The following is a 24,712-nucleotide window of genomic DNA, read 5'->3' as shown; positions in this document are numbered from 1 at the left end:
GGCCGGGTAAGCGCAGCGCCACCCGGCATTTTCTCAGGCATTCACCGCACTGATCAGCCGAGACTTCATGGACTGGTACGCCGATGCCGCAAAGTCCTCAGCCCAGCGTTGATCCTCAATGGCGTCCATCTGAACAGCACAATACTTCGTTTCCGGCGTTTTGGAGATCGGATCAAGATTATCCTGCGTCAGTTCGTTGCAGGCACCAATCCACCACTGATAGGTCATATATACAGCCCCGGCGTTGATGCGTTCGCTGAGGCTGGCGCGGGTAATCACTTTACCGCGGCGCGAACGCACCCAGACCAGTTGCCCGTCAGTGATACCGCGTTGTTCCGCATCCGCCGGGTTCAATTGCACCCGACCCGGTTCGTCGGCCAGGCTTTGCAGCGCAGCGCAGTTTCCGGTCATGGAACGACAGGAGTAATGTCCCACTTCGCGCACCGTGCAGAGCACCAGAGGATAGTCTTCGTCTGGTGTTTCAGCGGGCGCTCGCCAGGGCGCGGCAAACAGTTGCCCTTTGCCGGTTGGCGTGTCGAAGTGATTATCTTTGTACAGATACGGTGTGCCGGGGTGATCGAGCGTTGGGCATGGCCACTGGACATGGCCCATTTCGCCCATTTTTTCGTATGTTACGCCGTAGAACAGCGGACACAGCGCGCGCATCTCATCCCAGATCTGCTGGTTTGAGGTGTAGTGCATCGGATAGCCCATTTCTGTCGCCAGCAGGCTGATGATCTCCCAGTCGCGTTTTACGTTGCCGCTGGCCTCGACGGCCTTGCCGAAACGCTGGAAGCCGCGATCGGCACAGGTAAAGACGCCCCCGTGTTCGCCCCAGGAGGTGGCGGGTAACAGAACATCCGCCACTTCCGCCGTTTTGGTCATGAAGATGTCCTGAACCACCACAAAGTCGAGCGCCTCAAAGCCGCTGCGCACCAGGCCCAGGTCGGCCTCGGTCTGCAGCGGGTCTTCCCCCATGATGTAATAGGCTTTGACTTTACCTTCCAGGGCGAGATGCGGCACCTCGGTAATACGCGTGCCGACGCGATCGTCCATTACCGTAACGTCAATTCCCCAGGCATCGGCGAACTTCTGCCTGACAGCCGGGTCCGTCACGTCCTGATAGCCGGGGAACATATTGGGCAATACGCCCATGTCACACGCTCCCTGCACGTTATTTTGTCCGCGAACGGGACCGACGCCGACGGCAGGGCGACCAAGATTACCGGTTAACAGCGCCAGACTCGAAAGGCCTTTTACCACATCTACGGCCTGACCAAACTGTGTGACGCCCATTCCCCACATCACGGTCGCGGAAGGGGCCGCTGCGAAAGTGCGCATCGCCTGGCGGACATCGTGGGCGGGTATGCCGGTCAGATGTTCGACCTTCTCTGGCGCGTACTCTTTCACCGTCTGCCGGTAGGCCTCAAGCCCCTCCGTGAAGCGTGCGACGTAGTTTTTGTCGTACAACTCCTCTTCCAGCAGCACATAGCCAAAGGCGTTAACCAGTGCCATATTGCTGCCGTTTTTCAGTGGCAGATGTTGGTCGGCAATGCGGGCTGTTTCAATCCGACGCGGATCGCAGACGATAATTTTCGCACCGTTCTCACGGGCTTTCAGCACGCGGCGGGCGACAATAGGATGGGAATCGGCGCAGTTGTATCCGAAAACCAGCAGGCATTTTGAGTGTTCAATGTCGTTAATGGAATTACTCATCGCGCCGTTGCCCAGCGTTTTCTGCAAACCCGCCACGGAAGGCCCGTGGCAGACGCGTGCGCAGCAGTCCACGTTGTTGGTATGGAGTACCGCACGGGCGAATTTCTGCATCACATAGTTGGTTTCATTGCCCGTCCCCCGGGAAGAGCCGGTGGTCATGATGGACCGCGGGCCGAACTGCGCTTTAATGTTTTTAAGCTTGTTGGCGGTATAACGAATGGCCTCGTCCCAGGTGACCGGGGTAAAGGGTTCGCCTTTGTGGTAGCGGATCATCGGTTGCGTCAGGCGAGGGGTGAGCAAGCGGGTATCGTTAAGGAAGTCCCAGCCGTAAAAGCCTTTCAGGCACAAGGTGCCCTGATTGGTTACGCCGTCTGCGGCTTCGGCACGGATAATACGGTTATTTTCAACAACGAGGTTTAATTTACAGCCTGCACCACAGTAAGGGCAGACGCTGGCGATTTTTTTCATCAATAACAGACCTGTTAAGAAATGAAGCAAGATGACCGGAGAGCCCGATCCCGTAAAGAGGAGTAAGCAGGAAGTGTGCCATCTTTACGATGCGTGTTTCACAGGGTGTTATGAGGGGGGAGGGGTGTCATCGTCAGGCTGGTCGACAGTTATGACGATGACACGTTAGCTAATTTTAAAGGTCGTCCATTGTGTAACCCACAACAATTTCCAGCGTTTTACGAATGACGTCGGCCTGAACCACGTCATCCGTCGCTTCCAGCGTCTGGATCAGCCAGAGAATGATCGCTTTGTTGGTAAGGTGACCTTCCGTGGCCAGGACACAACGTACTGCAGTAGAAAAAATCGCGGATTCTTCAGCAAAACGATCGCCAGCGTGGCGGAAATACTCCGACAAAGCGCTGTCCAGAAAAGCCGAATGGTATTCGGGTTGTGGCTGAATATTCTGTCTCATTTGTTCTCACCGTAGCTGTTAAATTGCAGTCAATGTATTTTCCTGGGATTGGACGGTTTTCCATCACCAAATAACGGCACTACATTGTCTCTGTTATCCTTGAGAGATCCCTCTCTGATTGATCGTCCTTGCGCGGTTCTGCGACGTATAAAGGCGCTGTTTTTTGAGCCGATGTCGGCTATCACCCTCGCCAGTGTCTCCCGCCGCCGGGGATCCTTTTCATGTATTTGCATTTTACGCAGACGCTGTACCAGAGAATCGGTCGTCAGTGGCCCCCGTTCTTTCAGGAGGGAAAGCACGGCTTCACCGATAAGCTGGTCTGTGAGTCTTTCAGCGTCACTGCGATTCATAACGTTACCGTTCGAAGAGCAAACCAAGCAGCATGTGGTAATGCTGTTCCTCTTCCGGCCCTTCGGCCTTTTCGAGGCGACTTAAGAGTTTGGTGCAGAGTGACTTGCGGTTGAGGTTTCGCCCGTCGCTAAGAATTTCAACCACAACTTCACCCAGCGTTTCCTGTTGCGTTGGAAGCGCGGCTTTTTCGAAGTACTGCGCAATAGCGGCGGCAGAATCTGCGACGTAACCGTTCTGTTGCATGTTTCGCTCCTGTAAAATTTAGTAATCACTAACGTTACATTTAAGGTATACACAAATCACAAATCTGTACATTAAAAATGTACAGATTTTTAAATATTTTATGATATATTTTATAAACTTTTTACATTTCAGAGGGTTATTGATGGAGTCTGTAACGGTATCGTAACAGAATATATTGTACAACTTGAAGCGTCGTGGTTAAGTTGTACAACATCGAAAACTCGGGTCATAAACGTCCTAAATCATTGAGACGTAAATTATTTGCCTGACAATTAATATGCTATAACAGAACTCTATCCACGCGTTTTCGTGGCCAAACCCCTAACCCCTCCAGGAAAAGCATGCTGACAACCATCATATACCGCAGCCATATCTGCGATGACGTTCCGGTGAAAGCGCTGGAAACCATGGTCGCTGCTGCAGATAGTAAAAACCGACAATCCGACGTCACGGGGATCCTGTTGTTTAACGGCACGCACTTTTTTCAGTTGCTCGAAGGGCCAGTCGAAAACGTGACCGCCATTTATGAGCAGATCTGCCGCGATCCGCGTCACCACAATGTGGTGGAACTGATGCGCGATCACGGACCTTCCCGGCGTTTTGGCAATGTTGGGATGGAGCTCTTTGATTTGCGTCACTTCGACCGGGAAGATGTTCTTCAGCAGGTGCTTAATAAGGGCACGACCCGCTATCAGCTGACCTATAACGATCGTCCGCTGCAGTTCTTCCGCACGTTCGTTGAGGCAACCGAGAAGGCCAACTATTTTGAATTGCCGCCCGCCGATACCTGGGATTTTATCCCCGAGGAGACGCCGTTATCCGCGCAACCGCCGGTGGTAGCAAAAGGGGCGGACTGCAGCTTTGCGTTTCAGCCGATTGTGGATCCCTTTATGCAGGAGGTGGTCTCCTGGGAGGCCCTGCTGCGCACGCCATCCGGCGACTCGCCACGGGCCTATTTTGCGGCGCTTCCGCGCGAAGAGGTCTACGCAGCAGATTTGCACAGCAAACAGGTTGCGCTCTCCATGGCCAGTGCGCTGGGGCTACAGAATCAGACGCTGTCGATTAACCTGTTGCCCATGACGCTGGTCAATGTCCCGCATGCCGTCGATTTCCTGCTCACCGCTATCGACGCGAACGGCTTTGTGCCGGAGCAAATTGTGGTGGAATTCACCGAAAGTGAAGCCATCTCGCGCTTCGATGAGTTTACCCATTCGGTCCGGCAGTTAAAAAGTGCCGGTATCAGCGTGACGATCGATCACTTCGGGGCCGGTTTTGCCGGGCTGCAGTTGCTGGCCCAGTTCCAGCCGGACAGAATTAAGATTAATCGCGATCTAGTGCTGGATGTGCATAAAAGCGGTCCGCGTCAGGCCATCATTCAGGCGATTATCAAGTGCTGTTCCTCGCTGGAAATTCAGTTCTGCGCCGTCGGCGTGGAGAAGGCTGAGGAGTGGATGTGGCTGGAATCTGCGGGAATTTCCCAGTTCCAGGGGCATCTGTTTGCCAGCCCCCGACATGGCGGCATTCCGGCAATTTCGTGGCCCGAGAAAAAGTCTGGATTGTGATAAAGCTGTACAACCTTTGGCAGAGTTAACTGTACGTAAGGTGGAATTTAGACAACAATAGAGTTAACGGCGTGGATGGTGTCCTCACCATTCACCTGTTTCAAACTGAGGTCTTAGTTATACAAATAGCTTGTACAATCTGATAAGGTTGCTGTGGTTGGGTATGGAAGTATTGAGCGTGAGGGAGTTAATGGCCTATTACAGTATCGGCGAAGTCGCCGAACGATGCGGTATCAACCCCGTTACGCTGCGTGCCTGGCAGCGCCGTTATGGTTTGTTGAAGCCGCAGCGCAGTGAAGGGGGTCATCGTCAGTTCGACGACGAGGATATCCTGCGTATTGAAGAGATCAAACGTCTGATGAAATCAGGCGTTTCGGTGGGGAAAGTAAAAGCCTTGCTGGAGAACAAGGAAGTGATGACCCAGGGTAACTGGGCCGCTTTCCAGGAAGAGATGATGACCGTTTTGCGCTATGCCAGCCCGGCAAAACTGCGCGCAAAAATTGGCGAGTTTCGCCGCGATCACGCCATGGATGCGTTGATCGACAACATTATTACCCCCGTAAGGCAGCGCATGAATCAGGATCAAAATACGGTGCGCCACATGGCGAGCCTGTTTGATGGTGTGCTGATCGAATTCGCCGTGGCAAGCCTGGCAGAATCGCGTAAAAAAGCTGGTAAAGATGCGTTGCTCATCGGTTGGGAGTGCGACGACCGCACTCATCTGTGGCTTGAAGCCGCGCGCTTAGCCAATAAGGGCTGGCATATCGACGTGCTGGCAGAGCCGATTGATTCACCGCGTCCCGAACTCTTCCCCGGGCAGAAACTCTTTGTCTGGACGGGAAAATCGCCCACGCCCCGTCAGCAGGAACAGCTCGATCACTGGCGTGAACAAGGTTTTTCCGTCGCCTTTCATCATTAATCATCAGAGGCCTTGAGGGCCTTTTTTTCTTTCTGTCCTGTCCTGCGCAAAAGCTATCTCAAAAATAGGCATTTCCGATGCATATTTTGCTTTTCCTTTTAATCAGACGAACGACGCAGCGAAATGCATTATTAATCAATGCATTGAACAATTAAATCCATCCCGCCAGCATCCTCTCACAGGGTCTATGCTTAATAAAACCAGGCAAAAAGGGCGATTAAGCCTAATGCCCCTGCTGTCAGAGGGTTGAAGTGATAATCGTTATCACTAACATGGTGTTATGCCCTGATGGCTTATCAGATGAGGTGGACCTATGGAACTGCATTCAGAAACCTTTAACCCTGCCGATTTCGCCTGGCGCGGTTTAACGCTCACGCCAGCGGCGGCGGCACATATTCATGAGCTGGTGGCGAAAAAGCCAGAGATCCTCGGCGTGCGTTTAGGGGTCAAGCAGACCGGCTGCGCGGGGTTTGGTTATGTGCTCGACACCGTCACCGAACCCGAAAAAGATGATCTGGTGTTTGAAACGGATGGCGCAAAACTGTATGTCGCGCTTCAGGCGATGCCGTTTATCGACGGCACCGAAGTGGACTACGTGCGTGAAGGTTTAAACCAGTTATTCAAATTTCATAACCCGAAAGCCCAGAACGAATGTGGCTGCGGCGAAAGCTTTGGGGTATAGGCGGTACTATGTCTCGTAATACTGAAGCAACGAGTGAAGTAAATACCTGGAGCGGCGGACACCTCAACTATAAAGAGGGGTTCTTCACCCAGCTGCAAACTGATGAACTGGCGAAGGGCATCAACGAAGATGTCGTGCGCGCAATTTCAGCCAAACGTAACGAGCCGGAATGGATGCTCGAATTCCGCCTGAGCGCTTACCGGGCCTGGCTGGAGATGGAAGAGCCGCACTGGCTGAAAGCCCACTACGATAAGCTGAATTATCAGGATTACAGCTACTACTCTGCACCTTCCTGCGGCAGCTGTGACGACACCTGCGCCTCGCAGCCCGGCGCGGTACAGCAAACTGGCGCGGATAATAGCTTCCTGAGTAAAGAGGTGGAAGAGGCGTTTAACCAGCTTGGCGTACCGGTTCGCGAGGGGAAAGAGGTGGCGGTGGACGCCATTTTTGACTCTGTCTCGGTGGCAACCACCTACCGTGAGAAGCTGGCAGAACAGGGGATCATTTTCTGCTCTTTCGGCGAAGCGATCCACGATCACCCGGAACTGGTGAAAAAGTACATTGGCACCGTGGTGCCGTCTAACGACAACTTCTTCGCGGCGCTTAACGCAGCGGTCGCCTCAGACGGCACCTTCATCTACGTGCCGAAAGGGGTACGTTGTCCAATGGAGCTGTCGACCTATTTCCGCATCAACGCGGAAAAGACCGGCCAGTTCGAGCGTACCATTCTGGTGGCTGACGAAGGCAGCTACGTCAGCTACATCGAAGGATGTTCCGCGTCGGTGCGCGACAGCTACCAGCTCCACGCCGCAGTGGTTGAAGTCATCATCCATAAAGACGCCGAAGTGAAATACTCCACGGTGCAGAACTGGTTCCCGGGCGACGGTAATACCGGCGGTATCCTCAACTTCGTCACCAAGCGTGCGCTGTGTGAAGGCGAAAACAGCAAGATGTCCTGGACCCAGTCTGAAACCGGCTCGGCCATTACCTGGAAGTATCCGAGCTGTATTTTGCGCGGGGATAACTCCATCGGCGAGTTTTATTCCGTTGCGCTGACCAGCGGCCATCAGCAGGCGGATACCGGCACCAAGATGATCCACATTGGTAAAAACACCAAATCGACCATCATCTCAAAAGGTATTTCCGCCGGACACAGCCAGAACAGCTATCGCGGGCTGGTGAAAATCATGCCTACGGCCACCAACGCGCGAAACTTTACCCAGTGTGACTCCATGCTGATTGGCGCAGACTGCGGCGCGCATACCTTCCCGTACGTGGAGTGTCGCAACAATAGCGCCCAGCTTGAGCATGAGGCGACAACGTCGCGTATCGGGGAAGATCAGCTTTTCTACTGCCTGCAGCGCGGGATCAGTGAAGAAGATGCCATCTCGATGATTGTCAACGGCTTCTGTAAGGACGTGTTCTCTGAACTGCCGCTGGAATTTGCCGTTGAAGCCCAGAAACTCCTCGCCATTAGTCTTGAACACAGCGTCGGTTAAGGAAAGCACATGTTAAGTATTAAAGATTTACAGGTTAGCGTGGAAGACAAAGCCATCCTGCGTGGCCTCAATTTTGACGTCAAGCCGGGTGAAGTCCACGCCATTATGGGGCCGAATGGCTCCGGGAAAAGTACGCTTTCAGCGACGCTGGCGGGACGCGAAGATTACGAAGTGACCAACGGCTCGGTGGAGTTTAACGGCAAAGATTTGCTGGAGATGTCGCCGGAAGAGCGCGCGGGGGAGGGCATCTTTATGGCTTTCCAGTATCCGGTCGAAATTCCGGGCGTCAGTAATCAGTTCTTCCTGCAAACGGCGCTCAACGCGGTACGCAAATACCGTGGCCTGGAGGCGCTGGATCGTTTTGATTTTCAGGACCTGATGGAAGAGAAGATCAAGCTGCTGAAAATGCCGGAAGATCTGCTGACCCGCTCGGTAAACGTCGGCTTCTCCGGCGGCGAGAAGAAGCGCAACGACATTCTGCAGATGGCGGTGCTTGAACCTGAACTGTGCATTCTGGATGAGACCGATTCCGGTCTGGATATCGATGCCCTCAAGATTGTCGCCGACGGGGTGAATTCTCTGCGCGACGGCAAACGGTCATTCATTATCGTTACCCACTATCAGCGTATTCTTGACTACATCAAACCGGATTACGTCCACGTGCTTTACCAGGGGCGCATTGTGAAATCCGGTGATTTCACGCTGGTCAAACAACTGGAGGAGCAGGGTTATGGCTGGCTTACCGAACAGCAGTAATGCGCTCCAGCAGTGGCACCGCCTGTTTGAAGCGCAGGGCGGAAGGCGTTCTGAGCAGGCACAACAGCACCTGCAACAGATGCTGCGCCTCGGTTTACCCACGCGTAAACATGAGAACTGGAAGTACACGCCGCTTGAGGGCCTGCTGAACGCTGAATTTGTCTCGCAACGGGCGGATATCACACCGACGCAGCGCGATGCACTGGCGCTGAATGTGGATGCCCTGCGCCTGGTGTTTGTCGACGGCCAGTTCCGTCCTGATCTGAGCGACAGCACCGATGAGAGCGGTTATACGATCGCCATTAATGATGAGCGCCAGAGCCTGACGGCACCCGTGCAGCCGGAGGTCTTTTTGCACCTTACCGAGAGCCTGGCGCAGAGTGTGACGCAGATTCACGTGAAGCGAAACCAGCGCCCGGCGAAACCGCTGCTGCTGATGCACATCACCCAGGGCCTGGACGGCGATGAAATCAATACTGCGCACTATCGCCACCATCTGGAGCTGGCGGAGGGGGCGGAAGCCACGATCATTGAACATTACGTCAGCCTCAACGATACCCGCCACTTTACCGGGGCGCGCCTGACGATGAATGTCGCCGCCAACGCTCAGCTGCACCATATCAAGCTGGCATTCGAGAACCCGCAGAGTCACCACTTTGCGCATAACGATATCCTGCTTGGACAAGATGCAGCGGCATACAGCCACAGCTTCCTGCTGGGGGGGGCGGTACTGCGTCACAATACCAGTACGCAGCTTAACGGCGAGAACACCACCCTGCGCATCAACAGCCTGGCGATGCCGGTCAAATCGGAAGTGTGTGATACGCGGACCTGGCTTGAGCACAACAAAGGCTACTGCAACAGCCGCCAACTGCACAAAACCATTGTCAGCGACAAAGGCCGCGCGGTGTTTAACGGTCTGATCAATGTGGCGCAACACGCCATTAAGACCGACGGGCAGATGACCAACAACAACCTGCTGCTGGGGCGCCTGGCAGAAGTGGACACCAAGCCGCAGCTGGAGATCTATGCCGACGACGTCAAATGCAGCCACGGCGCCACGGTCGGGCGCATTGACGATGAACAGATGTTCTATTTGCGTTCGCGCGGTATTGACCAGCAGGCGGCGCAGAAAATGATTATCTACGCCTTTGCCGCAGAGCTGACGGAGGCGCTGGACGATGGCCTGTTAAAACAGCAGGTGCTGGCCCGTATTGGTCAGCGTCTGCCTGGAGGCGAAGCATGAGTTTTCCCGTAGAGAAAGTACGGGCCGATTTCCCGGTTCTGACCCGTGAAGTGAATGGACTGCCGCTGGCCTATCTCGACAGTGCTGCCAGCGCGCAAAAACCGAATCAGGTGGTGGATGCAGAAGCCGAATTCTACCGACACGGTTACGCCGCCGTGCATCGCGGTATTCATACCCTGAGCGCAGAGGCGACCCAGCGTATGGAGAACGTCCGCACCCAGGTGGCCGCTTTTCTGAATGCGCGCTCGCCGGAAGAACTGGTGTTTGTGCGCGGCACGACGGAAGGGATCAACCTTGTCGCCAACAGCTGGGGCAGTGCGCAGGTCCACGCGGGCGATAACATCATCATCACCGAGATGGAACACCACGCCAATATCGTGCCGTGGCAGATGCTCTGTGAGCGTGTGGGTGCTGCGCTACGGGTCATCCCGTTGCATCAGGACGGCACGCTTCAGCTTGAGCACCTTGATGCCCTGCTGGACGACCGCACGCGGCTGGTGGCGATAACCCAGGTCTCTAACGTGCTGGGCACCGAAAACCCGGTAGCAGAGATCGTCGAAAAAGCCCACCGGGCGGGCGCGAAGGTCCTGATTGACGGCGCTCAGGCGGTGATGCACCACGCGGTGGATGTTCAGGCGCTGGACTGCGATTTTTACGTCTTCTCCGGGCATAAGCTTTATGGCCCAACCGGGATCGGCGTGTTGTATGTGAAAGACGATATTTTGCAGGCCATGCCGCCGTGGGAAGGGGGCGGCTCGATGATCGCCACCGTCAGCCTGTCGGAAGGGACCACCTACGCGCGCGCGCCGTGGCGTTTTGAGGCTGGTACGCCCAATACCGGCGGGATTATCGGGCTTGGGGCTGCTCTCTCTTATGTCTCCTCCATTGGCCTTGAGGCCATCCAGGAGTATGAGCAGATGCTGATGCACTACGCGCTGCAGGAGCTTGCCAGTGTGCCCGAGTTGACCCTGTATGGCCCGGCCAACCGGCAGGGCGTGATTGCGTTCAATCTGGGAAAACACCATGCCTATGATGTGGGCAGTTTCCTCGATAACTATGGCGTGGCCGTGCGTACGGGGCACCACTGTGCCATGCCGCTGATGGCATTTTATCAGGTCCCGGCAATGTGCCGCGCGTCGCTGGTGATGTACAACACAACGGAAGAGGTCGACAGGCTGGTGGCGGGGCTAAAACGCATTCACCAGTTGCTGGGCTAACGGAGAAGCGAACAATGGCAGAGTTGCCGGACAAATATAAATTACTGCGTAACTTCGGACGTTGCGCAAACTGGGAAGAAAAGTATCTCTATATTATTGAGCTGGGGCAGCGTTTGCCGCCGCTCAGTGAAGAGGCGCATAACCCGGATAATATTATTCAGGGCTGCCAGAGCCAGGTGTGGATTGTGATGGAGCAAAAGGGCGACGGTACGATTGAATTGCACGGCGACAGCGATGCCGCGATTGTGAAAGGGCTTATCGCCGTGGTCTTTATTCTCTACCACCAGATGTCCGCGCAGGATATTGTCGCCTTTGATGTGCGCCCGTGGTTTGAAAAAATGGCCCTGACCCAACACCTCACCCCGTCCCGCTCCCAGGGGCTGGAAGCGATGATTCGCGCCATCCGCGCCAAAGCTGCAATCATTAGCTAGAATTACAGGACAGCATTCATTCTGTTTCGCGAGGTGGTTCCCGCCTCGCTGGTTTTTCAGCTTTCTGGCGTTCTGTCAGTGAATAAGGAATCTCAGCATGAAGCGCGCGTCTCTAATAACACTCTTACTCCTTGGTTCGCTCGGCGCTCTTAATTCGGCCAGTGCGATGGATTATCCGTTACCGCCCGCAGGCAGCCGTCTGATTGGGCAAAATCAAACCTACACAATACAGGAAGGGGATACCAAACTTCAGACCATCGCACGTCGGTTTAATACTGCGGCACAGCTCATCCTTGAAACCAATAATACCATTGCGCCGGTAAACCCTGCGCCGGGAACGGTGATTACCATTCCATCCCAGATGCTGCTTCCGGACACGCCACGCGAAGGTATTGTGGTGAACCTGGCCGAGTTACGGCTTTACTACTATCCGCCGGGGGGAAATATTGTTCAGGTCTTCCCGCTGGGGATTGGACAGGTGGGACTTGAGACGCCGGTCACGACGACCCGCGTGAGTCAGAAGATCCCTAATCCAACCTGGACCCCGACGCCGGGCATCAGAGCGCGCTCTCTGGAGCAGGGCATTAAATTGCCGCCGGTCGTACCCGCCGGGCCAAATAACCCGCTGGGGCGCTTTGCACTGCGTTTAGGCGTGGGCAATGGGGAATATCTCATCCACGGTACCAGTGCGCCGGACAGCGTTGGGCTGCGGGTGAGTTCAGGTTGTATGCGCATGAATGCCCCGGACATTAAAGCCCTGTTCGAACAGGTGCGGGTCGGCACACGGGTGCAGATTATTAATGAGCCGGTGAAGTTCTCCGTCGAGCCGGATGGCAAACGCTATATTGAAGTGCATCGTCCGCTGGCGCAGGTGGAGGGAGAAAACCCGCAGATTACACCTATTACCCATTCCGCTGACTTTGCCTCGTTTGTTTCTCAGGCAGGAAGTGACAAAGCGCTTATTGATAAAGCCTTGTCGCGCCGGGCGGGGATCCCGGTCGCCGTATCGGCGGCTAACGGCCCGTCGGCCAGCAACAACGTGCAGTCCGTGCAGAACAGCCGTGTCTCTGCTGCGGTAACGGAAGAGGATGGCGAGAAGGTGACGCAGTAGGGGGTTTGACGCAGGCAAAAAAAATGGCGCACAATGTGCGCCATTTTATTAACAGGTACTATTACTTACGGTATTTAGTAGCCTGGTTGTCCAGACGCTGGTTAGCGCGAGCTGCGTCGTCTTTAGCAGCCTGAACGTCGGAACGCATTGCGTTCACGTCGTTGCTCAGCTGGTCAACTTTAGCGTTCAGAGTCTGAACGTCAGAAGACAGCTGATCGATTTTAGCGTTGCTGGAGCAACCTGCCAGCAGAGTAGAACCCAGGATTACCGCGCCCAGTACCAGTTTAGTACGATTCATTATTAATACCCTCTAGATTGAGTTAATCTCCATGTAGCGTTACAAGTATTACACAAACTTTTTTGGGTTGAGAATATTTTTTTGATGGGAATACGCCTATTTTTGATCGTTCGCTCAAAGAAGCAACGAATTCGGCATTTTTGTCGAAAAAGCTATGTTAAAAAAGGCATTTTTCATCGGATTCGTCTTACATAAATCGCGATTAAATAGAAAAACCCGATTTGCTTTTTGAATAGAGTTGGCTAATACCACGAATAAAAAAAGCGCCCCGAAGGACGCTTTTTATCAAAAACTAATTCGTTTGAACATTATTACAGCACGTGAACAGATGCGGTATTGGTTGTACCACTCGGTACCAGTGCACCCGATACCATTACCACCACGTCGCCTTTCTGTGCCAGGCCGCTTTCCAGCGCCAGTTCTTTACCCTGAATATAGAAATCGTCAGTAGAGGCGATCTCTTTCACCAGGTGCGCAACAACACCTTTGCTCAGCACCAGCTGACGCGCAGTGGTTTCATTGGTGGTCAGCGCCAGGATGGTAGCATCCGGGAAGTATTTACGTACGGCACGCGCAGATTTACCGCCCTGCGTTGCAACCACGATCAGTGGCGCTTCCAGCTTCTCAGCCGTTTCTACTGCACCGCGGCAGACCGCTTCAGTGATGCGCAGTTTGCGGCTGTCGTTGTTGAAGTCCAGACGGCTGGTCATCACGCGGTCAGTACGTTCGCAGATGGTGGCCATGATGGACACCGCTTCCAGCGGATATTTACCTTTCGCAGATTCGCCAGACAGCATGACGGCATCAGTACCGTCGAGGATGGCGTTCGCCACGTCGCCTGCTTCTGCGCGGGTTGGACGTGGGTTTTTGATCATGGAGTCCAGCATCTGGGTAGCAGTGATAACCACTTTACGTGCGCGGACACATTTCTCGATCATCATTTTCTGCGCGAAGATCACCTCTTCAACCGGGATTTCAACACCCAGGTCGCCACGCGCAACCATGATACCGTCAGACGCTTCGAGGATTTCGTCGAAGTTGTTCAGGCCTTCCTGGTTTTCGATTTTGGAGATGATCTGGATCTTCTCGCCGCCGTGCGCTTTCAGGTGCTCACGGATTTCAACCACGTCGGAACGTTTACGGATGAAGGAGGCAGCAACGAAATCAACGCCTTGCTCGCAGCCGAAGATCAGGTCTTGCTTGTCTTTTTCAGCCAGTGCTGGCAGCGCGATGGAAACGCCTGGCAGGTTAACGCCTTTGTTTTCGCCCAGGTCGCCGTTGTTCAGCACTTTACAGATGACTTTGTTGCCTTCGATGGCGGTGACTTCCATTCCGATCAGACCATCGTCTACCAGCACGGTGTTACCCACAGACAGATCGCTGGTGAAGCCTTCATAGGTTACCGCAACGATTTCGCTGTTACCGACCACAGACTTGTCAGTGGTGAAGGTAAAGGTCTGGCCCGCTTTCAGGGAGACGTCGTTACCGCCTTCCAGTTTGATGGTGCGGATTTCAGGACCTTTGGTATCCAGCAGGATGGCGGCTTTTTTACCGGTCTTGCTCATGACGTTGCGCAAGTTCTGGATACGCTGACCATGTTCAGCGTAGTCACCGTGAGAGAAGTTCAGACGCATAACGTTCATGCCGGCGTCCAGCATTTTGGTCAGCATCTCTTCAGATTCGGTTTTCGGGCCGATGGTACAAACAATTTTCGTCTTTTTCATGACAGTCTTAGTCTTTAAGTTGGGAAGGATATGGAAATCTCGCTCCGGGGGCGCACCGCCGCGGAGTCAAACCTGTGTTGCAAAAGAGTATATGACACGCACTAAGGATAGGAGACATCAAATGAGCGTGCAGAAGAAAGTGTGCCTGAGTGACAGCCCAACGAAGGAGAGGAGAAGTTGTACGTTGTTTTTTGTATTCCAAGCGCTGAAACCATTCACCAGGGATTTGGCGCGCATTATACGCTGATTTTAAGATAAAAGGAAAATGGAAACGGTGTTTCAGAAATAATCTGTGCAGTTTCACATAATATTGTTATCAATGCGTTAAGGCATAATGACATCTTATGGCGGCAGGCGAGGGGCCTGCCGCCTTTTGCTTATTTTTCCAGCGCCTGACTCAGATCGGCAATCAGATCGTCTGCCTCTTCGATCCCCACGGACAGGCGGATCAGCTGCGGCACAATGCCGTTAGCCAGACGCTGCTCGCGCGGAATTGAGGCGTGGGTCATGCTGTAGGGCTGACTCACCAGGCTTTCCACACCGCCGAGACTTTCTGCGAGGGTGAACAGCTTCAGCTTGCGGATCACCTCCGTCGCACGTTGCGCATCGCCTTTCACCACGACGGAAATCATCCCGCCCGGCAGCGCCATTTGCCTGCGGGCGAGCTGATAGTGCGGGTGCGAATCCAGCCCCGGATAGAACACCTTTTCGACCTGCGGCTGCTGCGCAAGCCATTGCGCAATCGCCAGCGCGTTGCTGCTGTGCTTTTCCATCCGCAGAGCCAGGGTACGCATTCCGCGCAGCGTCAGAAAACTGCTGAAGGGATCGAGCACGCCGCCGATGGCGTTTTGCAGATAACCCAACCGTTCCGCCAGCGCCGGGTTATCGCCCACCACCGCCAGCCCGGCTACTACGTCGGAATGGCCGTTCAGGTATTTGGTGGCGGAGTGCACCACGATATCAAAACCCAGCTCCAGCGGACGGTGAATGACCGGGGAGGCGAAGGTGTTATCCGCCACGCTTATCACGTTATGGCGGCGGGCAATGGCCCCGATGGCTGCCAGGTCGGCCAGTTTCAGCAGCGGGTTAGTCGGCGTCTCCACCCAGATCATGCGCGTTTGGGGACCAATGGCGGCTTCCAGCGCGGCCAGATCGTCGGGCTTTACCCAACTGACCCGCAGCCCGGTGCTGCGCTTACGCACGTTTTCAATCAGACGGTAGGTGCCGCCATACACGTCATCAATGGCGACGATATGGCTGTCTTTATCCAGCAGCTCCAGTACGGTGGAAATGGCGGCCAGACCGGAGGCAAAAGCATAGCCGCGCGTGCCGCCTTCCAGTTCGGCGATGGCGGTTTCCAGCGCATGGCGGGTAGGATTGCCGCTACGGGAATATTCGTAGCCGGTATGCTCCCCCGGCGACGGTTGCGCAAACGTCGAGGTGGCGTAAATGGGCGGCATGACCGCGCCGTGTTGATCGTTAACCTGGCCGCTGTGTACGCTGAGCGTGGCGAGATTTTTCATTCTTGTTTCCTTATTGCTGTAGACGGTTGCGCCAGGCGGTGAGGAGGTCGCTGCGGGTGATCAGACCCAGAAAACGGTCATTGTCATTAATCACCGCCACCAGACCGCGGTCAAAGATGGCGTGCAGGGCGCTTTCCGGCGCGTGCTTATCAAGAATCTCCACCTGTTGCGTCATGGCCGCCGTGACGGGGAGGGCAAAGCGAGCCCCGTCGCCGCCAATGTGGCGCAGCAGATCCCACTCATCAATAATGCCTACCACCTTGCCGTTCTCCAGCACCGGCAGCTGCGAGATGTCATACAGGCGCATGCGTGCCAGTACGGTGGAAAGCGTGTCGTCCGGGGCGGCGGTGACGGTGGCGCCCTCGTCGTGGCGCAGCGCAATGTAGTCGGAGAGATCGCCTGCCTGCGGGCGGGACATCAGCCCCTGCTGGCGCATCCAGTCATCGTTGAACATCTTTGAGAGGTATTTGTTGCCGCTGTCGCAGGCGAAGGTCACCACGCGTTTCGGCGTGGTCTGTGCCTGGCAATACTTCAGCGCGGCTGCCAGCAGGGTTCCGCTGGAGGAGCCAGCCAGAATGCCTTCCGTTTTCAGCAGCTCGCGCGCGGTGGCGAACGCGTCGCGGTCGGTGATGCGCCAGGCGCGATTCACCCCGTCAATGTGGGCCAGTGGGGGAATAAAGTCTTCGCCAATTCCCTCAACCAGCCAGGAGCCCGCGTCGCGGTAGCGTCCGGTTTCCACCTGGTCGGCCAGAACCGATCCTGCCGGGTCTGCGAGGACAAACTCCGTGTGCGGCGAGTGTTCGGCGAACCACGCCTGCAGGCCACCCAGCGTGCCGCCTGACCCCACGCCCACCACGATGGCGTCGATCCTGCCGTTAAGCTGTTCAAACAGCTCCGGCGCGGTGGTGGTACGGTGCGCCAGCGGATTGGCTTCGTTGTTGAACTGATCGATGAAAAACGCGCCGGGCAGTTCACTCGCCAGACGCCGGGCGTAATCCTGGTAATAGGCGGGATGGCCTTTATTGACGTCCGAACGCGTCAGTAACACCTGGGCACCCAGCGCGCGAAGGTGGAAGATTTTCTCGCGGCTCATTTTGTCCGGTACCACCAGGATCAGCGAATAGCCTTTCTGGGCGGCGATCAGGGCCAGACCCAGGCCGGTATTCCCCGCCGTGGCCTCAATAATCGTGCCGCCCGGCTGCAGCTGGCCGGTGCGCTCCGCTTCATTGATCATCGACAGCGCCACGCGGTCCTTTATAGAGCCACCCGGGTTCTGGTTCTCCAGTTTCAGAAACAGCGAACAGAGGCCGGTGTCCAGTTTATGCAGCTGGATAACCGGTGTTTGGCCAATCAGTTCAGTGACGGAGTGGTAAATCGTCATGGTTTTTTCCTTTCAGGAGGTCATGACGGGATGATAGGGCGGTGAAAATTTCGCAAGAAAGAACGAATCTCTGCTTTTTAGAACAGAAAAGAATATAAATGGTGTTTTTGGATGTCAGGATAGCAAGACGTAAAGTGCTCCGGATGTGAGGATGGCTATATCAACAGAATATGTTGAAAAAATGCGCGTTTTTGGCGTGGGTCGCCCCTGACATATGCATCGTGCAGATAAACATTGCTGAAATTGGTCTAAACGGGTCTCGCCCGCGACAGGCAGTGTTTATTCCCTCTGGTTATAACACATGCTTTTTTGTTCATTTAAAAGCAAGTAACGGCTGATTACTATCGTTTGGACATCCATACTTCTAAACCGCCAGGGCGGACGGATAACGAATAAGAATGATTGTTCTCAGCAATATTTCGAAGGTCTTTGACAACGGCAAGGTGGCGCTCACGGCCGTTGATAACGTCAATCTGACGATTGAGCAGGGACAGATATACGGCATTATTGGCTACAGCGGCGCGGGGAAAAGTACGCTTATCCGCCTGTTAAATGGCCTGGAAAAACCGAGCAGCGGCAGCGTGACCATTAACGGTCAGGACATTTCTGCCGCAAAGGGGGAAGCGCTGCGACAGGCGCGTCTGAAGATCAGCATGGTGTTCCAGCACTTCAACCTGCTGTGGTCGCGAACGGTAGCGGAAAACATTGCCTTTTCGATGCAGATCGCCGGGGTGCCAAAGGCCAGGATTCAGGCCCGCGTGGCCGAGCTGGTGGAACTGGTCGGGCTGAAAGGCCGCGAAAATGCGTATCCGTCGCAGCTGAGCGGCGGGCAAAAGCAGCGCGTGGGCATTGCGCGTGCGCTGGCGAACAACCCGGACGTGCTGCTCTGTGACGAAGCCACCTCTGCGCTCGACCCACAGACCACCGATCAGATCCTCGATCTGCTGCTGGACATAAACCGTCGTTTCAGGCTGACCATCGTCCTCATCACCCACGAGATGCACGTGGTGCGCAAAATCTGTGACCGGGTGGCGGTGATGGAGAACGGTAAAGTGGTGGAAGAGGGCGACGTGCTGAGCGTTTTTACCCATCCGCAGCAGCCGATTACGCAGCAGTTTGTCCGCCAGGTGAGCCAGTACGCCGAGGAAGAGACCTTTAATACCGAGCTGGCAAACGATCTGGAAGGGACGGTCATCCGTCTGACCTTCACCGGGCACAGCACACATAAACCGATTGTGGGTGAATTGACGCTGCGCTACGGCCTGCCGTTTAACATTCTGCACGGAAAAATGACCCAGACGGCGCACGGCGTGTTTGGCCAGCTGTGGGTACACGTGGTGGCATCCGATGAACAACTGAACAATATCCTCGCCGACCTGAAGCACAGCGATATTGAAGGCGAGGTGATTAAACATGGCTGAGAATCTCTTTCCGCATCTGAAGTGGGATCAGCTCTGGGCGGCAACGCTTGAGACGCTGTACATGACCGCGCTCTCCGGTGTGGCGACCTTTGTGCTGGGGATCGTGCTGGGTCTGGCGCTGTTTTTAACCGCCCGCGGCGGATTGTTCCACAACCGCACGGTCTATAGCGTCATTTCAATTGTGGTGAACGTGTTCCGCTCTATCCCGTTCATCATTCTGATTGTTTTGCTGATCCCGTTCACCAAGACCGTTGTTGGCACCATCCTGGGAGCTAACGCGGCACTGCCTGCCCTGATTGTGGGCGCCGCACCGTTCTACGCCCGTCTGGTGGAGATCGCCCTGCGTGAAGTGGACAAAGGGGTCATAGAAGCAACGCGCTCAATGGGGGCACGACTGAGCACCTTAGTGTTTCGGGTTTTACTGCCGGAATCATCACCCGCACTGGTTTCAGGTATTACGGTGACGCTGATTGCGCTGGTGAGCTACAGCGCAATGGCCGGGGTGATTGGCGCCGGTGGGTTGGGAAATCTGGCTTATCTGGAAGGATTCCAGCGCAACCATGGTGACGTCACGCTGGTGGCAACGGTGACCATTTTGATCATCGTTTTTGTTATCCAGTTCTGCGGCGACATCATTACCTCACTGTTAGATAAACGCTAATAAATACACACAGGAACCATCATCATGAAAAAGACACTGACACTGATCGCCGCAGCAACCCTAAGCGCCCTGAGCTTTGCCTCCTGGGCTGACACCCTCACCGTGGGCGCGTCCAATACGCCACATGCTGAAATTCTTGAACAGGCGAAGCCGATTCTGGCGAAGCAGGGTATCGACCTGGAGATCAAACCGTTCCAGGACTACATTCTGCCCAACACTGCCCTGGCGGGTCATGACATTGACGCGAACTACTTCCAGCACATCCCTTATCTGAACAGCGTGCTGAAAGATCACGAAGGCGATAAGGACTATGATTTTGTCAACGCAGGCGCGATCCACATCGAGCCCATCGGCATCTACTCCAAAAAATACAAGTCGCTGAAAGACCTGCCGGAAGGCGGCAAAATCATCATGCGTGATGCCGTTTCTGAAGAGGGGCGTATTCTCTCTATCTTCGAAAAAGAAGGGGTGATCAAGCTGAAGCCTGGCATCGACAAAGTGACCGCGCGCATCAGCGACATCGTGGAGAACCCGAAAAAGCTACAGTTCACTCCTAACGTGGAAGCGTCTCTGCTGCCGCAGATGTATAACAACGATGAAGGCGCGGCGGTCGTGATCAACGCCAACTACGCGATTGACGCCGGTCTGGATCCGGTTCACGACCCGATTGCGGTTGAAAGCGGTGAAAACAACCCGTATGCCAATATCATTACCGTGCATCGCGGTGACGAGAAGAAGAAAGATATCGTTGCGCTGGTGAACGTGCTGCACTCCAAAGAGATTCAGGACTGGATCCGCACCAAGTACAAAGGCGCGGTGATCCCGGTAAATAATTAATTGATTTAGCTTAGGAAGCCCGGTGAGTTTCTCGTCGGGCTTCTTTTTTGTATCCGGGCGAGGGATCATTTAAGCTGACGGTTTAGGGCAACGGAGTGGATCGCCATGGGCAATGTGACCAAAGACGAAGAGTTGTACCAGGAGATGTGTCGGGTGGTAGGGAAGGTCGTTCTGGAGATGCGTGACTTAGGGCAGGAGCCCAAGCATATCGTGATTGCCGGGGTACTGCGTACGGCGCTGGCGAACCAGCGCGTAAAACGGAGCGAGTTAACTACCCAGGCGATGGAGACAGTGGTGAAGGCGCTGGCCGGGTAAGGCACCAGCGTTTCGCGAGTTACTCAAATCCTGCATATCAACTGTCGTTATTGTTATTTCCCCTTCCTGATGGAGGCGTGTTTTACTGAAGTCAGGTAAAGCGAGAGGGGTACAGACGATGAAAAAGTGGATAAGCACGTTACGGCGGTTTTTTGCGACCCGTCCCGCGAATGCGGAGAACAGCGCGCAACGTGTTCTTGAGTCGATACTGCCTGTCGCCAGTCTGTATGGCGTGGACGTGGCCAACATTGACCCGGAGTGGTTCCATGATAAAACGTCACGCTGAACTGCGCCGCACGCGCGAAATGTACTGGAATGAGCTGTGCATCGACGCTGTAAAGCGTGGATGAGCGGAAAAATACGCTGGGAAATCCTCGGTTAACGCAGGCCGTTTTGTTACCAATATCTCCTTTCACAGATGGAGATGAAGATGAAACGGACTGTATTCACGCCCGCCCTTTTAGCCACCGCGTTACTGATTGCCATGCAGGCGGCCCATGCCGGGCCACAGGCGCATGTGGTCTGCAGTTACTCCCACACCCTCGGCGATGACGCCATCATGATGTTTGGTATGCCCAACCAGGCCATGTGGCACGATTTCTTTGGCAATACCCATACCGATGCCTTTTCAACCCGGGAAACCTTGCGCCAGCACGAAGAGACGACCTGTGATAACAAGGCCGACGGCTCTGCCTACTGGGCGCCTTCTCTGAGATTACCCGACGGAACGGTGGTCAAACCGGCCTATCAAAAAACCTATTATCAGGCCTCGAAGGTTGATGCCTATCCCTTGCACCCGTTCCCGGCCGGGCTGTCGCTGCTCGCCGGGGATCATCACGGCAGCACGCCCAACCCCCATATCAGCTTTTTATGCGCGAACGGGAATGGCTATAGCAGCAAAATCGGGGAGGTGTGCGGGCTACGTAAAGCTAACGATGCCGTCCAGTTTAATATTGGCATTCAATTTCCGAACTGCTGGGACGGTGTGAATCTGAAGCCCGACCACGGTCTGGCCAATGCGGCGTATGACGTTAACGGCCAGTGCCCGAGCGCGTTCCCGGTAAAAATTCCAACGGTTAATATGAATGTGGCTTACGTGCTGCATGGTATTACCCGCCTGGACACCCGTCAGGCGCAACTGTCACTCGATCCGGTGATGCAGGGGGCTGAACGTGAAGAACGCTGGGGTAGCCTCTATACGGCGCATGCCGATTTCATGAACGGCTGGACGGACGATGCTGCCCGCTTTATGATCGAACGCTGCATGAACCGCGGTATGGATTGTGGTTCAACCGTGCCCTATGGTTATTCTATGGCGAAGGCCAATGTCTGGCTCAGCAGTCTTGAACCGAACATCACTCAACCTTCACCGCAGGTGTTACTGGTAGAAGATAACTGGCAGAACGGTGGACGCACAAAAAACAGCGAGACGCTGAGCCTGGTAAAATTCCATATCCCACCGCTGCCCGCCGGGCAGGATCCGTCCTTGTTTAAATACCGCATCCGTATTTTCGGTGGGAAGGTAGAAAACAATGGGGCCGATCAGATTTTCTTTTATCCGGCCAGTAATGACTGGGATCCTGCGACCGTGAAGTGGTCGTCGCGTCCGGCCTGTAATTACCGTTCCGATGCCGTGCTTTATCTGAACCATGTTCGTGAATACCGGATGGTCGACGTGGATAAAGCCGTGCGTAAGGCGCTGGCGGAAGGGAAAACCGAGATCTCGTGGTATATCGGTGGCGATCGCCAGGGGAATCATTATCAGTTTGAACCAGCCTCATCACCAGACGGGTTAATGCTCATGCTGACTGGCTTTAAACATACGCCGGAGGTGTGACCCCACGTTTTTTTGTTCTTAACAGGGTTAGCTGGTAAGGTCTCGGCATTCGCCACTGCCCCTGTTAACGCAATGTCCACCAACAGCATGATGAAACGCGCTATCGTTCTTTGGGCGATAGCGTGCACACTCAGCGGCGTACTGCTCTACGCCGAACAAATTCGCCGTCAGTTCTGGGAACGAGACCGTGAGTTCTCGGCGTTATTTTCCGAATTAAGCGCGGTCCTGACGCAAAATGAATCGGTCTTACCGCTTCTGAATGGCGATGAAGACATTGCCGCCTTGCGCAAAAAATTCCCCCATCTGCTCGCCCTGGAAAAAACGACGGGACGCCCACTGGATGCGGCGCGGGTGGAGCCTGCCCACGAGATGCAGTACTGGCTTTATAACCCCTGGCGTCAGATCCGCGTGCGGGTGGATCTCGGCCCGATTCTGAATGCGCATCATCCGTTTACCCATCTGGGGATCCGCTTCATACCGACCGGAGAAGAACGGCCCTCTGACGCATTCTGGCACTGGCAACGCACCTTCCCGCAACATACGCAACCTTTTACGCTTGAAGCGGATTCCCGGCCGGACTGGTTTGGCGTCTCCTGGTCTGTTTACCCCTTACTGTTTATCGGCTGGGGGATAGTGATTGCGCTGGCAAGCGTGGTGCTCTGGCAGCGTAAAGCGCGTAAAGACGCCGAGCAAAGGGCGCGCTATTACCAGCACGCCAGGCTCAATACCCTGGGGGAGATCACCGCCGGTATTGTGCATGAGATAAACCAGCCGCTGACCGCCGTCCAGACGTGGATCCAGGGCGCGCAGCGTCAGTTACAGCAGGAAAACGGCCAGGCCGTGTCGCAGGCGCTGTCGGCTGCTCTGACGCAAACGCAGCGTATTAGCGCATTATTAACCCGTTTTCGCGAGCACGTTGTGAAGGAGAAAGTCACCCTGCGGGAAACCGATCTGGCAGCATGCTGGCTACAGGTGGTGAACTTACTTGAGCATGAGCGCAGAGCTGAACATATCTCGGTTAGCCATGCGTTTGCCCTCGGGGCCACCACCGTGCTGGCCGACCCGCTCTGGCTGGAGCAGGTGCTGCATAATCTGCTCAGCAATGCGATTCAGGCCCAACAGGCGAGTCCTGCTGGCTGGGTAAAGATTGAAAGCCACAAAACCGAGAGCGGCATTCAGATTACCGTGACGGACGGCGGGCCTGGCTTCAGCCCGGAGGCATTACAGAATGCCTTTATGCCGTTTTACAGCGGCCGGGAAGAGGGCATTGGACTGGGAATGACCTTAACGGAATCATTAATGACGCGTATGAATGGATCGATTACGCTGGGCAATGCACCGCAGGGCGGGGCAGAGATCCGGCTACAACTGGCAAACGGAAAGGAGGCTACGGTTGGATAACACAATCTGGCTGATTGATGATGATGAATCCATCAGAGAGTCGATGGCGTTTTTGCTTTCGGGCATGGGGTGGCCGGTCAGGACGTTTGAAAGCGTTGATGCCTTTACCGCAGCCCATGCACGGGACACAGAGCTGGTAGGCTGCATGCTGCTGGATATGCGGATACCGGGCAAAGGCGGACTCACCTGGCTTGAGGAGGGGAAATGGCCCTGGCCCCTGCTGCCGGTGATCATCATGACCGGGCACGGGACCGTAGATGCCTGTCGTCGGGCATTTCGTAACGGCGTGTTTGAATTTTTCACCAAGCCGCTGGATGCCGATAAGCTTATCGAAACGGTAGGGTTAGCCTTTGAGGAGAGTCAGCGCCGGTTTGCCGGCTGGCAGGAAACCTCCCGGGTGAAAGCGCGCTTCGCACAATTAACCGCGCGGGAGCATGAGGTGCTGGGGGAGTTGATGAAAGGGCTCAGCAACAAAGAGGTGGCCGCCCGGCTGAATCTCTCGCCACGGACGGTGGAAGCGCACCGCGCGGCGGCGTTTACCAAGCTTGGCGTCGGCAGTCTGGTTCAGGCAATACGCGAATACGATAAATTGCAATCCGTATAACTACCAGGTTGAGTGCGTATTCAACCGAATTATGTTTCATCGCCCGGCAGGGTAC

26 protein-coding genes are annotated in these 24,712 nt (G+C 55.0%); 17 read left to right on the top strand and 9 right to left on the bottom strand.

Annotated elements, in window-relative coordinates:
• Window positions 1-33: 33 nt before the first annotated feature.
• The 4 genes from fdhF to ycgZ all read right to left on the bottom strand — a co-directional run bounded on the left by fdhF (window position 34) and on the right by ycgZ (window position 3,232).
• Window positions 34-2,184, bottom strand: coding sequence for a formate dehydrogenase subunit alpha (gene fdhF, locus VF709_RS06580; protein WP_149896458.1), 2,151 nt, complete (start codon window positions 2,182-2,184; stop codon window positions 34-36).
• A 175-nt stretch (window positions 2,185-2,359) separates the two neighbouring features.
• Entirely contained in the window at window positions 2,360-2,638 is a 279-nt protein-coding gene (locus VF709_RS06575) for a biofilm development regulator YmgB/AriR family protein (protein WP_013096961.1), read from the bottom strand.
• Between the two features lie 29 nt (window positions 2,639-2,667).
• The gene (locus tag VF709_RS06570; protein ID WP_149896457.1) at window positions 2,668-2,988 is read right to left on the bottom strand and encodes a hypothetical protein; all 321 of its coding nucleotides are present in this window, start codon (window positions 2,986-2,988) and stop codon (window positions 2,668-2,670) included.
• 4 nt (window positions 2,989-2,992) lie between these two features.
• A complete protein-coding gene (gene ycgZ, locus VF709_RS06565; protein WP_013096960.1) occupies window positions 2,993-3,232 on the bottom strand; it encodes a regulatory protein YcgZ in 240 nt (79 codons plus the stop codon).
• A gap of 341 nt (window positions 3,233-3,573) precedes the next feature.
• Between ycgZ and VF709_RS06560 the strand changes: the two genes are divergently transcribed.
• The 9 genes from VF709_RS06560 to ldtE all read left to right on the top strand — a co-directional run bounded on the left by VF709_RS06560 (window position 3,574) and on the right by ldtE (window position 12,655).
• Complete coding sequence (locus VF709_RS06560; RefSeq protein WP_058679106.1) at window positions 3,574-4,794, top strand: diguanylate phosphodiesterase; 1,221 nt, start codon at window positions 3,574-3,576, stop codon at window positions 4,792-4,794.
• 190 nt (window positions 4,795-4,984) lie between these two features.
• Entirely contained in the window at window positions 4,985-5,713 is a 729-nt protein-coding gene (locus VF709_RS06555) for a MerR family transcriptional regulator (protein WP_013096958.1), read from the top strand.
• Between the two features lie 313 nt (window positions 5,714-6,026).
• Entirely contained in the window at window positions 6,027-6,395 is a 369-nt protein-coding gene (gene sufA, locus VF709_RS06550) for a Fe-S cluster assembly scaffold SufA (protein ID WP_008500631.1), read from the top strand.
• A gap of 8 nt (window positions 6,396-6,403) precedes the next feature.
• Complete coding sequence (sufB, locus tag VF709_RS06545; protein WP_440231165.1) at window positions 6,404-7,894, top strand: Fe-S cluster assembly protein SufB; 1,491 nt, start codon at window positions 6,404-6,406, stop codon at window positions 7,892-7,894.
• Between the two features lie 9 nt (window positions 7,895-7,903).
• On the top strand, window positions 7,904-8,650 hold the full coding sequence (sufC, locus tag VF709_RS06540) for a Fe-S cluster assembly ATPase SufC (protein ID WP_013096955.1): 747 nt from the start codon (window positions 7,904-7,906) through the stop codon (window positions 8,648-8,650).
• Window positions 8,625-9,896: a Fe-S cluster assembly protein SufD gene (gene sufD / locus VF709_RS06535; RefSeq protein ID WP_020688327.1), complete on the top strand. Its 1,272-nt coding sequence runs from the start codon at window positions 8,625-8,627 to the stop codon at window positions 9,894-9,896. Before sufC ends, sufD begins: the two co-directional genes overlap by 26 nt.
• Window positions 9,893-11,113: a cysteine desulfurase SufS gene (gene sufS, locus VF709_RS06530; protein ID WP_149896456.1), complete on the top strand. Its 1,221-nt coding sequence runs from the start codon at window positions 9,893-9,895 to the stop codon at window positions 11,111-11,113. The genes sufD and sufS overlap by 4 nt, the downstream gene beginning before the upstream one ends.
• Before the next feature lie 14 nt (window positions 11,114-11,127).
• Window positions 11,128-11,544, top strand: coding sequence for a cysteine desulfuration protein SufE (gene sufE / locus VF709_RS06525; protein ID WP_440231164.1), 417 nt, complete (start codon window positions 11,128-11,130; stop codon window positions 11,542-11,544).
• Window positions 11,545-11,641: 97 nt separating this feature from the next.
• Entirely contained in the window at window positions 11,642-12,655 is a 1,014-nt protein-coding gene (gene ldtE, locus VF709_RS06520) for a L,D-transpeptidase LdtE (RefSeq protein ID WP_149896455.1), read from the top strand.
• Between the two features lie 61 nt (window positions 12,656-12,716).
• Here ldtE and lpp read toward each other — a convergent pair whose 3' ends face one another.
• The 5 genes from lpp to VF709_RS06495 form a co-directional block, all read right to left on the bottom strand.
• Complete coding sequence (gene lpp, locus VF709_RS06515; RefSeq protein ID WP_001082307.1) at window positions 12,717-12,953, bottom strand: murein lipoprotein Lpp; 237 nt, start codon at window positions 12,951-12,953, stop codon at window positions 12,717-12,719.
• A 311-nt stretch (window positions 12,954-13,264) separates the two neighbouring features.
• Window positions 13,265-14,677, bottom strand: coding sequence for a pyruvate kinase PykF (gene pykF / locus VF709_RS06510; protein WP_013096950.1), 1,413 nt, complete (start codon window positions 14,675-14,677; stop codon window positions 13,265-13,267).
• Between the two features lie 7 nt (window positions 14,678-14,684).
• Window positions 14,685-14,981 (bottom strand): protein YnhH, encoded by a 297-nt coding sequence (gene ynhH, locus VF709_RS06505; protein ID WP_418250441.1) that lies wholly within the window; start codon window positions 14,979-14,981, stop codon window positions 14,685-14,687.
• Window positions 14,982-15,054: 73 nt separating this feature from the next.
• A complete protein-coding gene (locus VF709_RS06500; protein WP_029883873.1) occupies window positions 15,055-16,200 on the bottom strand; it encodes a trans-sulfuration enzyme family protein in 1,146 nt (381 codons plus the stop codon).
• 10 nt (window positions 16,201-16,210) lie between these two features.
• Complete coding sequence (locus tag VF709_RS06495) at window positions 16,211-17,581, bottom strand: pyridoxal-phosphate dependent enzyme (protein ID WP_058679099.1); 1,371 nt, start codon at window positions 17,579-17,581, stop codon at window positions 16,211-16,213.
• Window positions 17,582-17,979: 398 nt separating this feature from the next.
• On the opposite strand from VF709_RS06495, the gene VF709_RS06490 reads away from it, so the two are divergent.
• From VF709_RS06490 to VF709_RS06455, 8 genes are all read left to right on the top strand, one after another.
• The gene (locus VF709_RS06490; RefSeq protein WP_020688322.1) at window positions 17,980-19,002 is read left to right on the top strand and encodes a methionine ABC transporter ATP-binding protein; all 1,023 of its coding nucleotides are present in this window, start codon (window positions 17,980-17,982) and stop codon (window positions 19,000-19,002) included.
• On the top strand, window positions 18,995-19,663 hold the full coding sequence (locus VF709_RS06485) for a methionine ABC transporter permease (RefSeq protein WP_013096946.1): 669 nt from the start codon (window positions 18,995-18,997) through the stop codon (window positions 19,661-19,663). Before VF709_RS06490 ends, VF709_RS06485 begins: the two co-directional genes overlap by 8 nt.
• A 24-nt stretch (window positions 19,664-19,687) precedes the next feature.
• Window positions 19,688-20,500 (top strand): MetQ/NlpA family ABC transporter substrate-binding protein, encoded by an 813-nt coding sequence (locus VF709_RS06480; protein WP_149896454.1) that lies wholly within the window; start codon window positions 19,688-19,690, stop codon window positions 20,498-20,500.
• Window positions 20,501-20,605: 105 nt separating this feature from the next.
• Window positions 20,606-20,815, top strand: coding sequence for a fumarate hydratase FumD (gene fumD / locus VF709_RS06475; RefSeq protein WP_013096944.1), 210 nt, complete (start codon window positions 20,606-20,608; stop codon window positions 20,813-20,815).
• Between the two features lie 118 nt (window positions 20,816-20,933).
• Entirely contained in the window at window positions 20,934-21,101 is a 168-nt protein-coding gene (locus VF709_RS06470; protein ID WP_013096943.1) for a hypothetical protein, read from the top strand.
• Window positions 21,102-21,245: 144 nt separating this feature from the next.
• Window positions 21,246-22,652 (top strand): DUF1996 domain-containing protein, encoded by a 1,407-nt coding sequence (locus tag VF709_RS06465; protein WP_149896453.1) that lies wholly within the window; start codon window positions 21,246-21,248, stop codon window positions 22,650-22,652.
• A 72-nt stretch (window positions 22,653-22,724) separates the two neighbouring features.
• The gene (locus tag VF709_RS06460; protein WP_149896452.1) at window positions 22,725-24,053 is read left to right on the top strand and encodes a sensor histidine kinase; all 1,329 of its coding nucleotides are present in this window, start codon (window positions 22,725-22,727) and stop codon (window positions 24,051-24,053) included.
• A complete protein-coding gene (locus VF709_RS06455; protein WP_149896451.1) occupies window positions 24,046-24,657 on the top strand; it encodes a response regulator transcription factor in 612 nt (203 codons plus the stop codon). Before VF709_RS06460 ends, VF709_RS06455 begins: the two co-directional genes overlap by 8 nt.
• Window positions 24,658-24,712 lie beyond the last annotated feature (55 nt).

The organism is Enterobacter sp. Lyrl_3 (genome assembly GCF_051948675.1).
Lineage (GTDB): Bacteria > Pseudomonadota > Gammaproteobacteria > Enterobacterales > Enterobacteriaceae > Enterobacter > Enterobacter cloacae.
This window is presented reverse-complemented; position numbering and strand designations above follow the sequence as displayed.

What these genes read in the sequence shown, in the direction of transcription:
- fdhF (WP_149896458.1), bottom strand. Translation starts at nt 2,184, where the DNA reads ATGAAAAAAATCGCCAGCGTCTGCCCTTACTGTGGTGCAGGCTGTAAA.
- VF709_RS06575 (WP_013096961.1), bottom strand. Translation starts at nt 2,638, where the DNA reads ATGAGACAGAATATTCAGCCACAACCCGAATACCATTCGGCTTTTCTG.
- VF709_RS06570 (WP_149896457.1), bottom strand. Translation starts at nt 2,988, where the DNA reads ATGAATCGCAGTGACGCTGAAAGACTCACAGACCAGCTTATCGGTGAA.
- ycgZ (WP_013096960.1), bottom strand. Translation starts at nt 3,232, where the DNA reads ATGCAACAGAACGGTTACGTCGCAGATTCTGCCGCCGCTATTGCGCAG.
- VF709_RS06560 (WP_058679106.1), top strand. Translation starts at nt 3,574, where the DNA reads ATGCTGACAACCATCATATACCGCAGCCATATCTGCGATGACGTTCCG.
- VF709_RS06555 (WP_013096958.1), top strand. Translation starts at nt 4,985, where the DNA reads ATGGCCTATTACAGTATCGGCGAAGTCGCCGAACGATGCGGTATCAAC.
- sufA (WP_008500631.1), top strand. Translation starts at nt 6,027, where the DNA reads ATGGAACTGCATTCAGAAACCTTTAACCCTGCCGATTTCGCCTGGCGC.
- sufB (WP_440231165.1), top strand. Translation starts at nt 6,404, where the DNA reads ATGTCTCGTAATACTGAAGCAACGAGTGAAGTAAATACCTGGAGCGGC.
- sufC (WP_013096955.1), top strand. Translation starts at nt 7,904, where the DNA reads ATGTTAAGTATTAAAGATTTACAGGTTAGCGTGGAAGACAAAGCCATC.
- sufD (WP_020688327.1), top strand. Translation starts at nt 8,625, where the DNA reads ATGGCTGGCTTACCGAACAGCAGTAATGCGCTCCAGCAGTGGCACCGC.
- sufS (WP_149896456.1), top strand. Translation starts at nt 9,893, where the DNA reads ATGAGTTTTCCCGTAGAGAAAGTACGGGCCGATTTCCCGGTTCTGACC.
- sufE (WP_440231164.1), top strand. Translation starts at nt 11,128, where the DNA reads ATGGCAGAGTTGCCGGACAAATATAAATTACTGCGTAACTTCGGACGT.
- ldtE (WP_149896455.1), top strand. Translation starts at nt 11,642, where the DNA reads ATGAAGCGCGCGTCTCTAATAACACTCTTACTCCTTGGTTCGCTCGGC.
- lpp (WP_001082307.1), bottom strand. Translation starts at nt 12,953, where the DNA reads ATGAATCGTACTAAACTGGTACTGGGCGCGGTAATCCTGGGTTCTACT.
- pykF (WP_013096950.1), bottom strand. Translation starts at nt 14,677, where the DNA reads ATGAAAAAGACGAAAATTGTTTGTACCATCGGCCCGAAAACCGAATCT.
- VF709_RS06500 (WP_029883873.1), bottom strand. Translation starts at nt 16,200, where the DNA reads ATGAAAAATCTCGCCACGCTCAGCGTACACAGCGGCCAGGTTAACGAT.
- VF709_RS06495 (WP_058679099.1), bottom strand. Translation starts at nt 17,581, where the DNA reads ATGACGATTTACCACTCCGTCACTGAACTGATTGGCCAAACACCGGTT.
- VF709_RS06490 (WP_020688322.1), top strand. Translation starts at nt 17,980, where the DNA reads ATGATTGTTCTCAGCAATATTTCGAAGGTCTTTGACAACGGCAAGGTG.
- VF709_RS06485 (WP_013096946.1), top strand. Translation starts at nt 18,995, where the DNA reads ATGGCTGAGAATCTCTTTCCGCATCTGAAGTGGGATCAGCTCTGGGCG.
- VF709_RS06480 (WP_149896454.1), top strand. Translation starts at nt 19,688, where the DNA reads ATGAAAAAGACACTGACACTGATCGCCGCAGCAACCCTAAGCGCCCTG.
- fumD (WP_013096944.1), top strand. Translation starts at nt 20,606, where the DNA reads ATGGGCAATGTGACCAAAGACGAAGAGTTGTACCAGGAGATGTGTCGG.
- VF709_RS06470 (WP_013096943.1), top strand. Translation starts at nt 20,934, where the DNA reads ATGAAAAAGTGGATAAGCACGTTACGGCGGTTTTTTGCGACCCGTCCC.
- VF709_RS06465 (WP_149896453.1), top strand. Translation starts at nt 21,246, where the DNA reads ATGAAACGGACTGTATTCACGCCCGCCCTTTTAGCCACCGCGTTACTG.
- VF709_RS06460 (WP_149896452.1), top strand. Translation starts at nt 22,725, where the DNA reads ATGTCCACCAACAGCATGATGAAACGCGCTATCGTTCTTTGGGCGATA.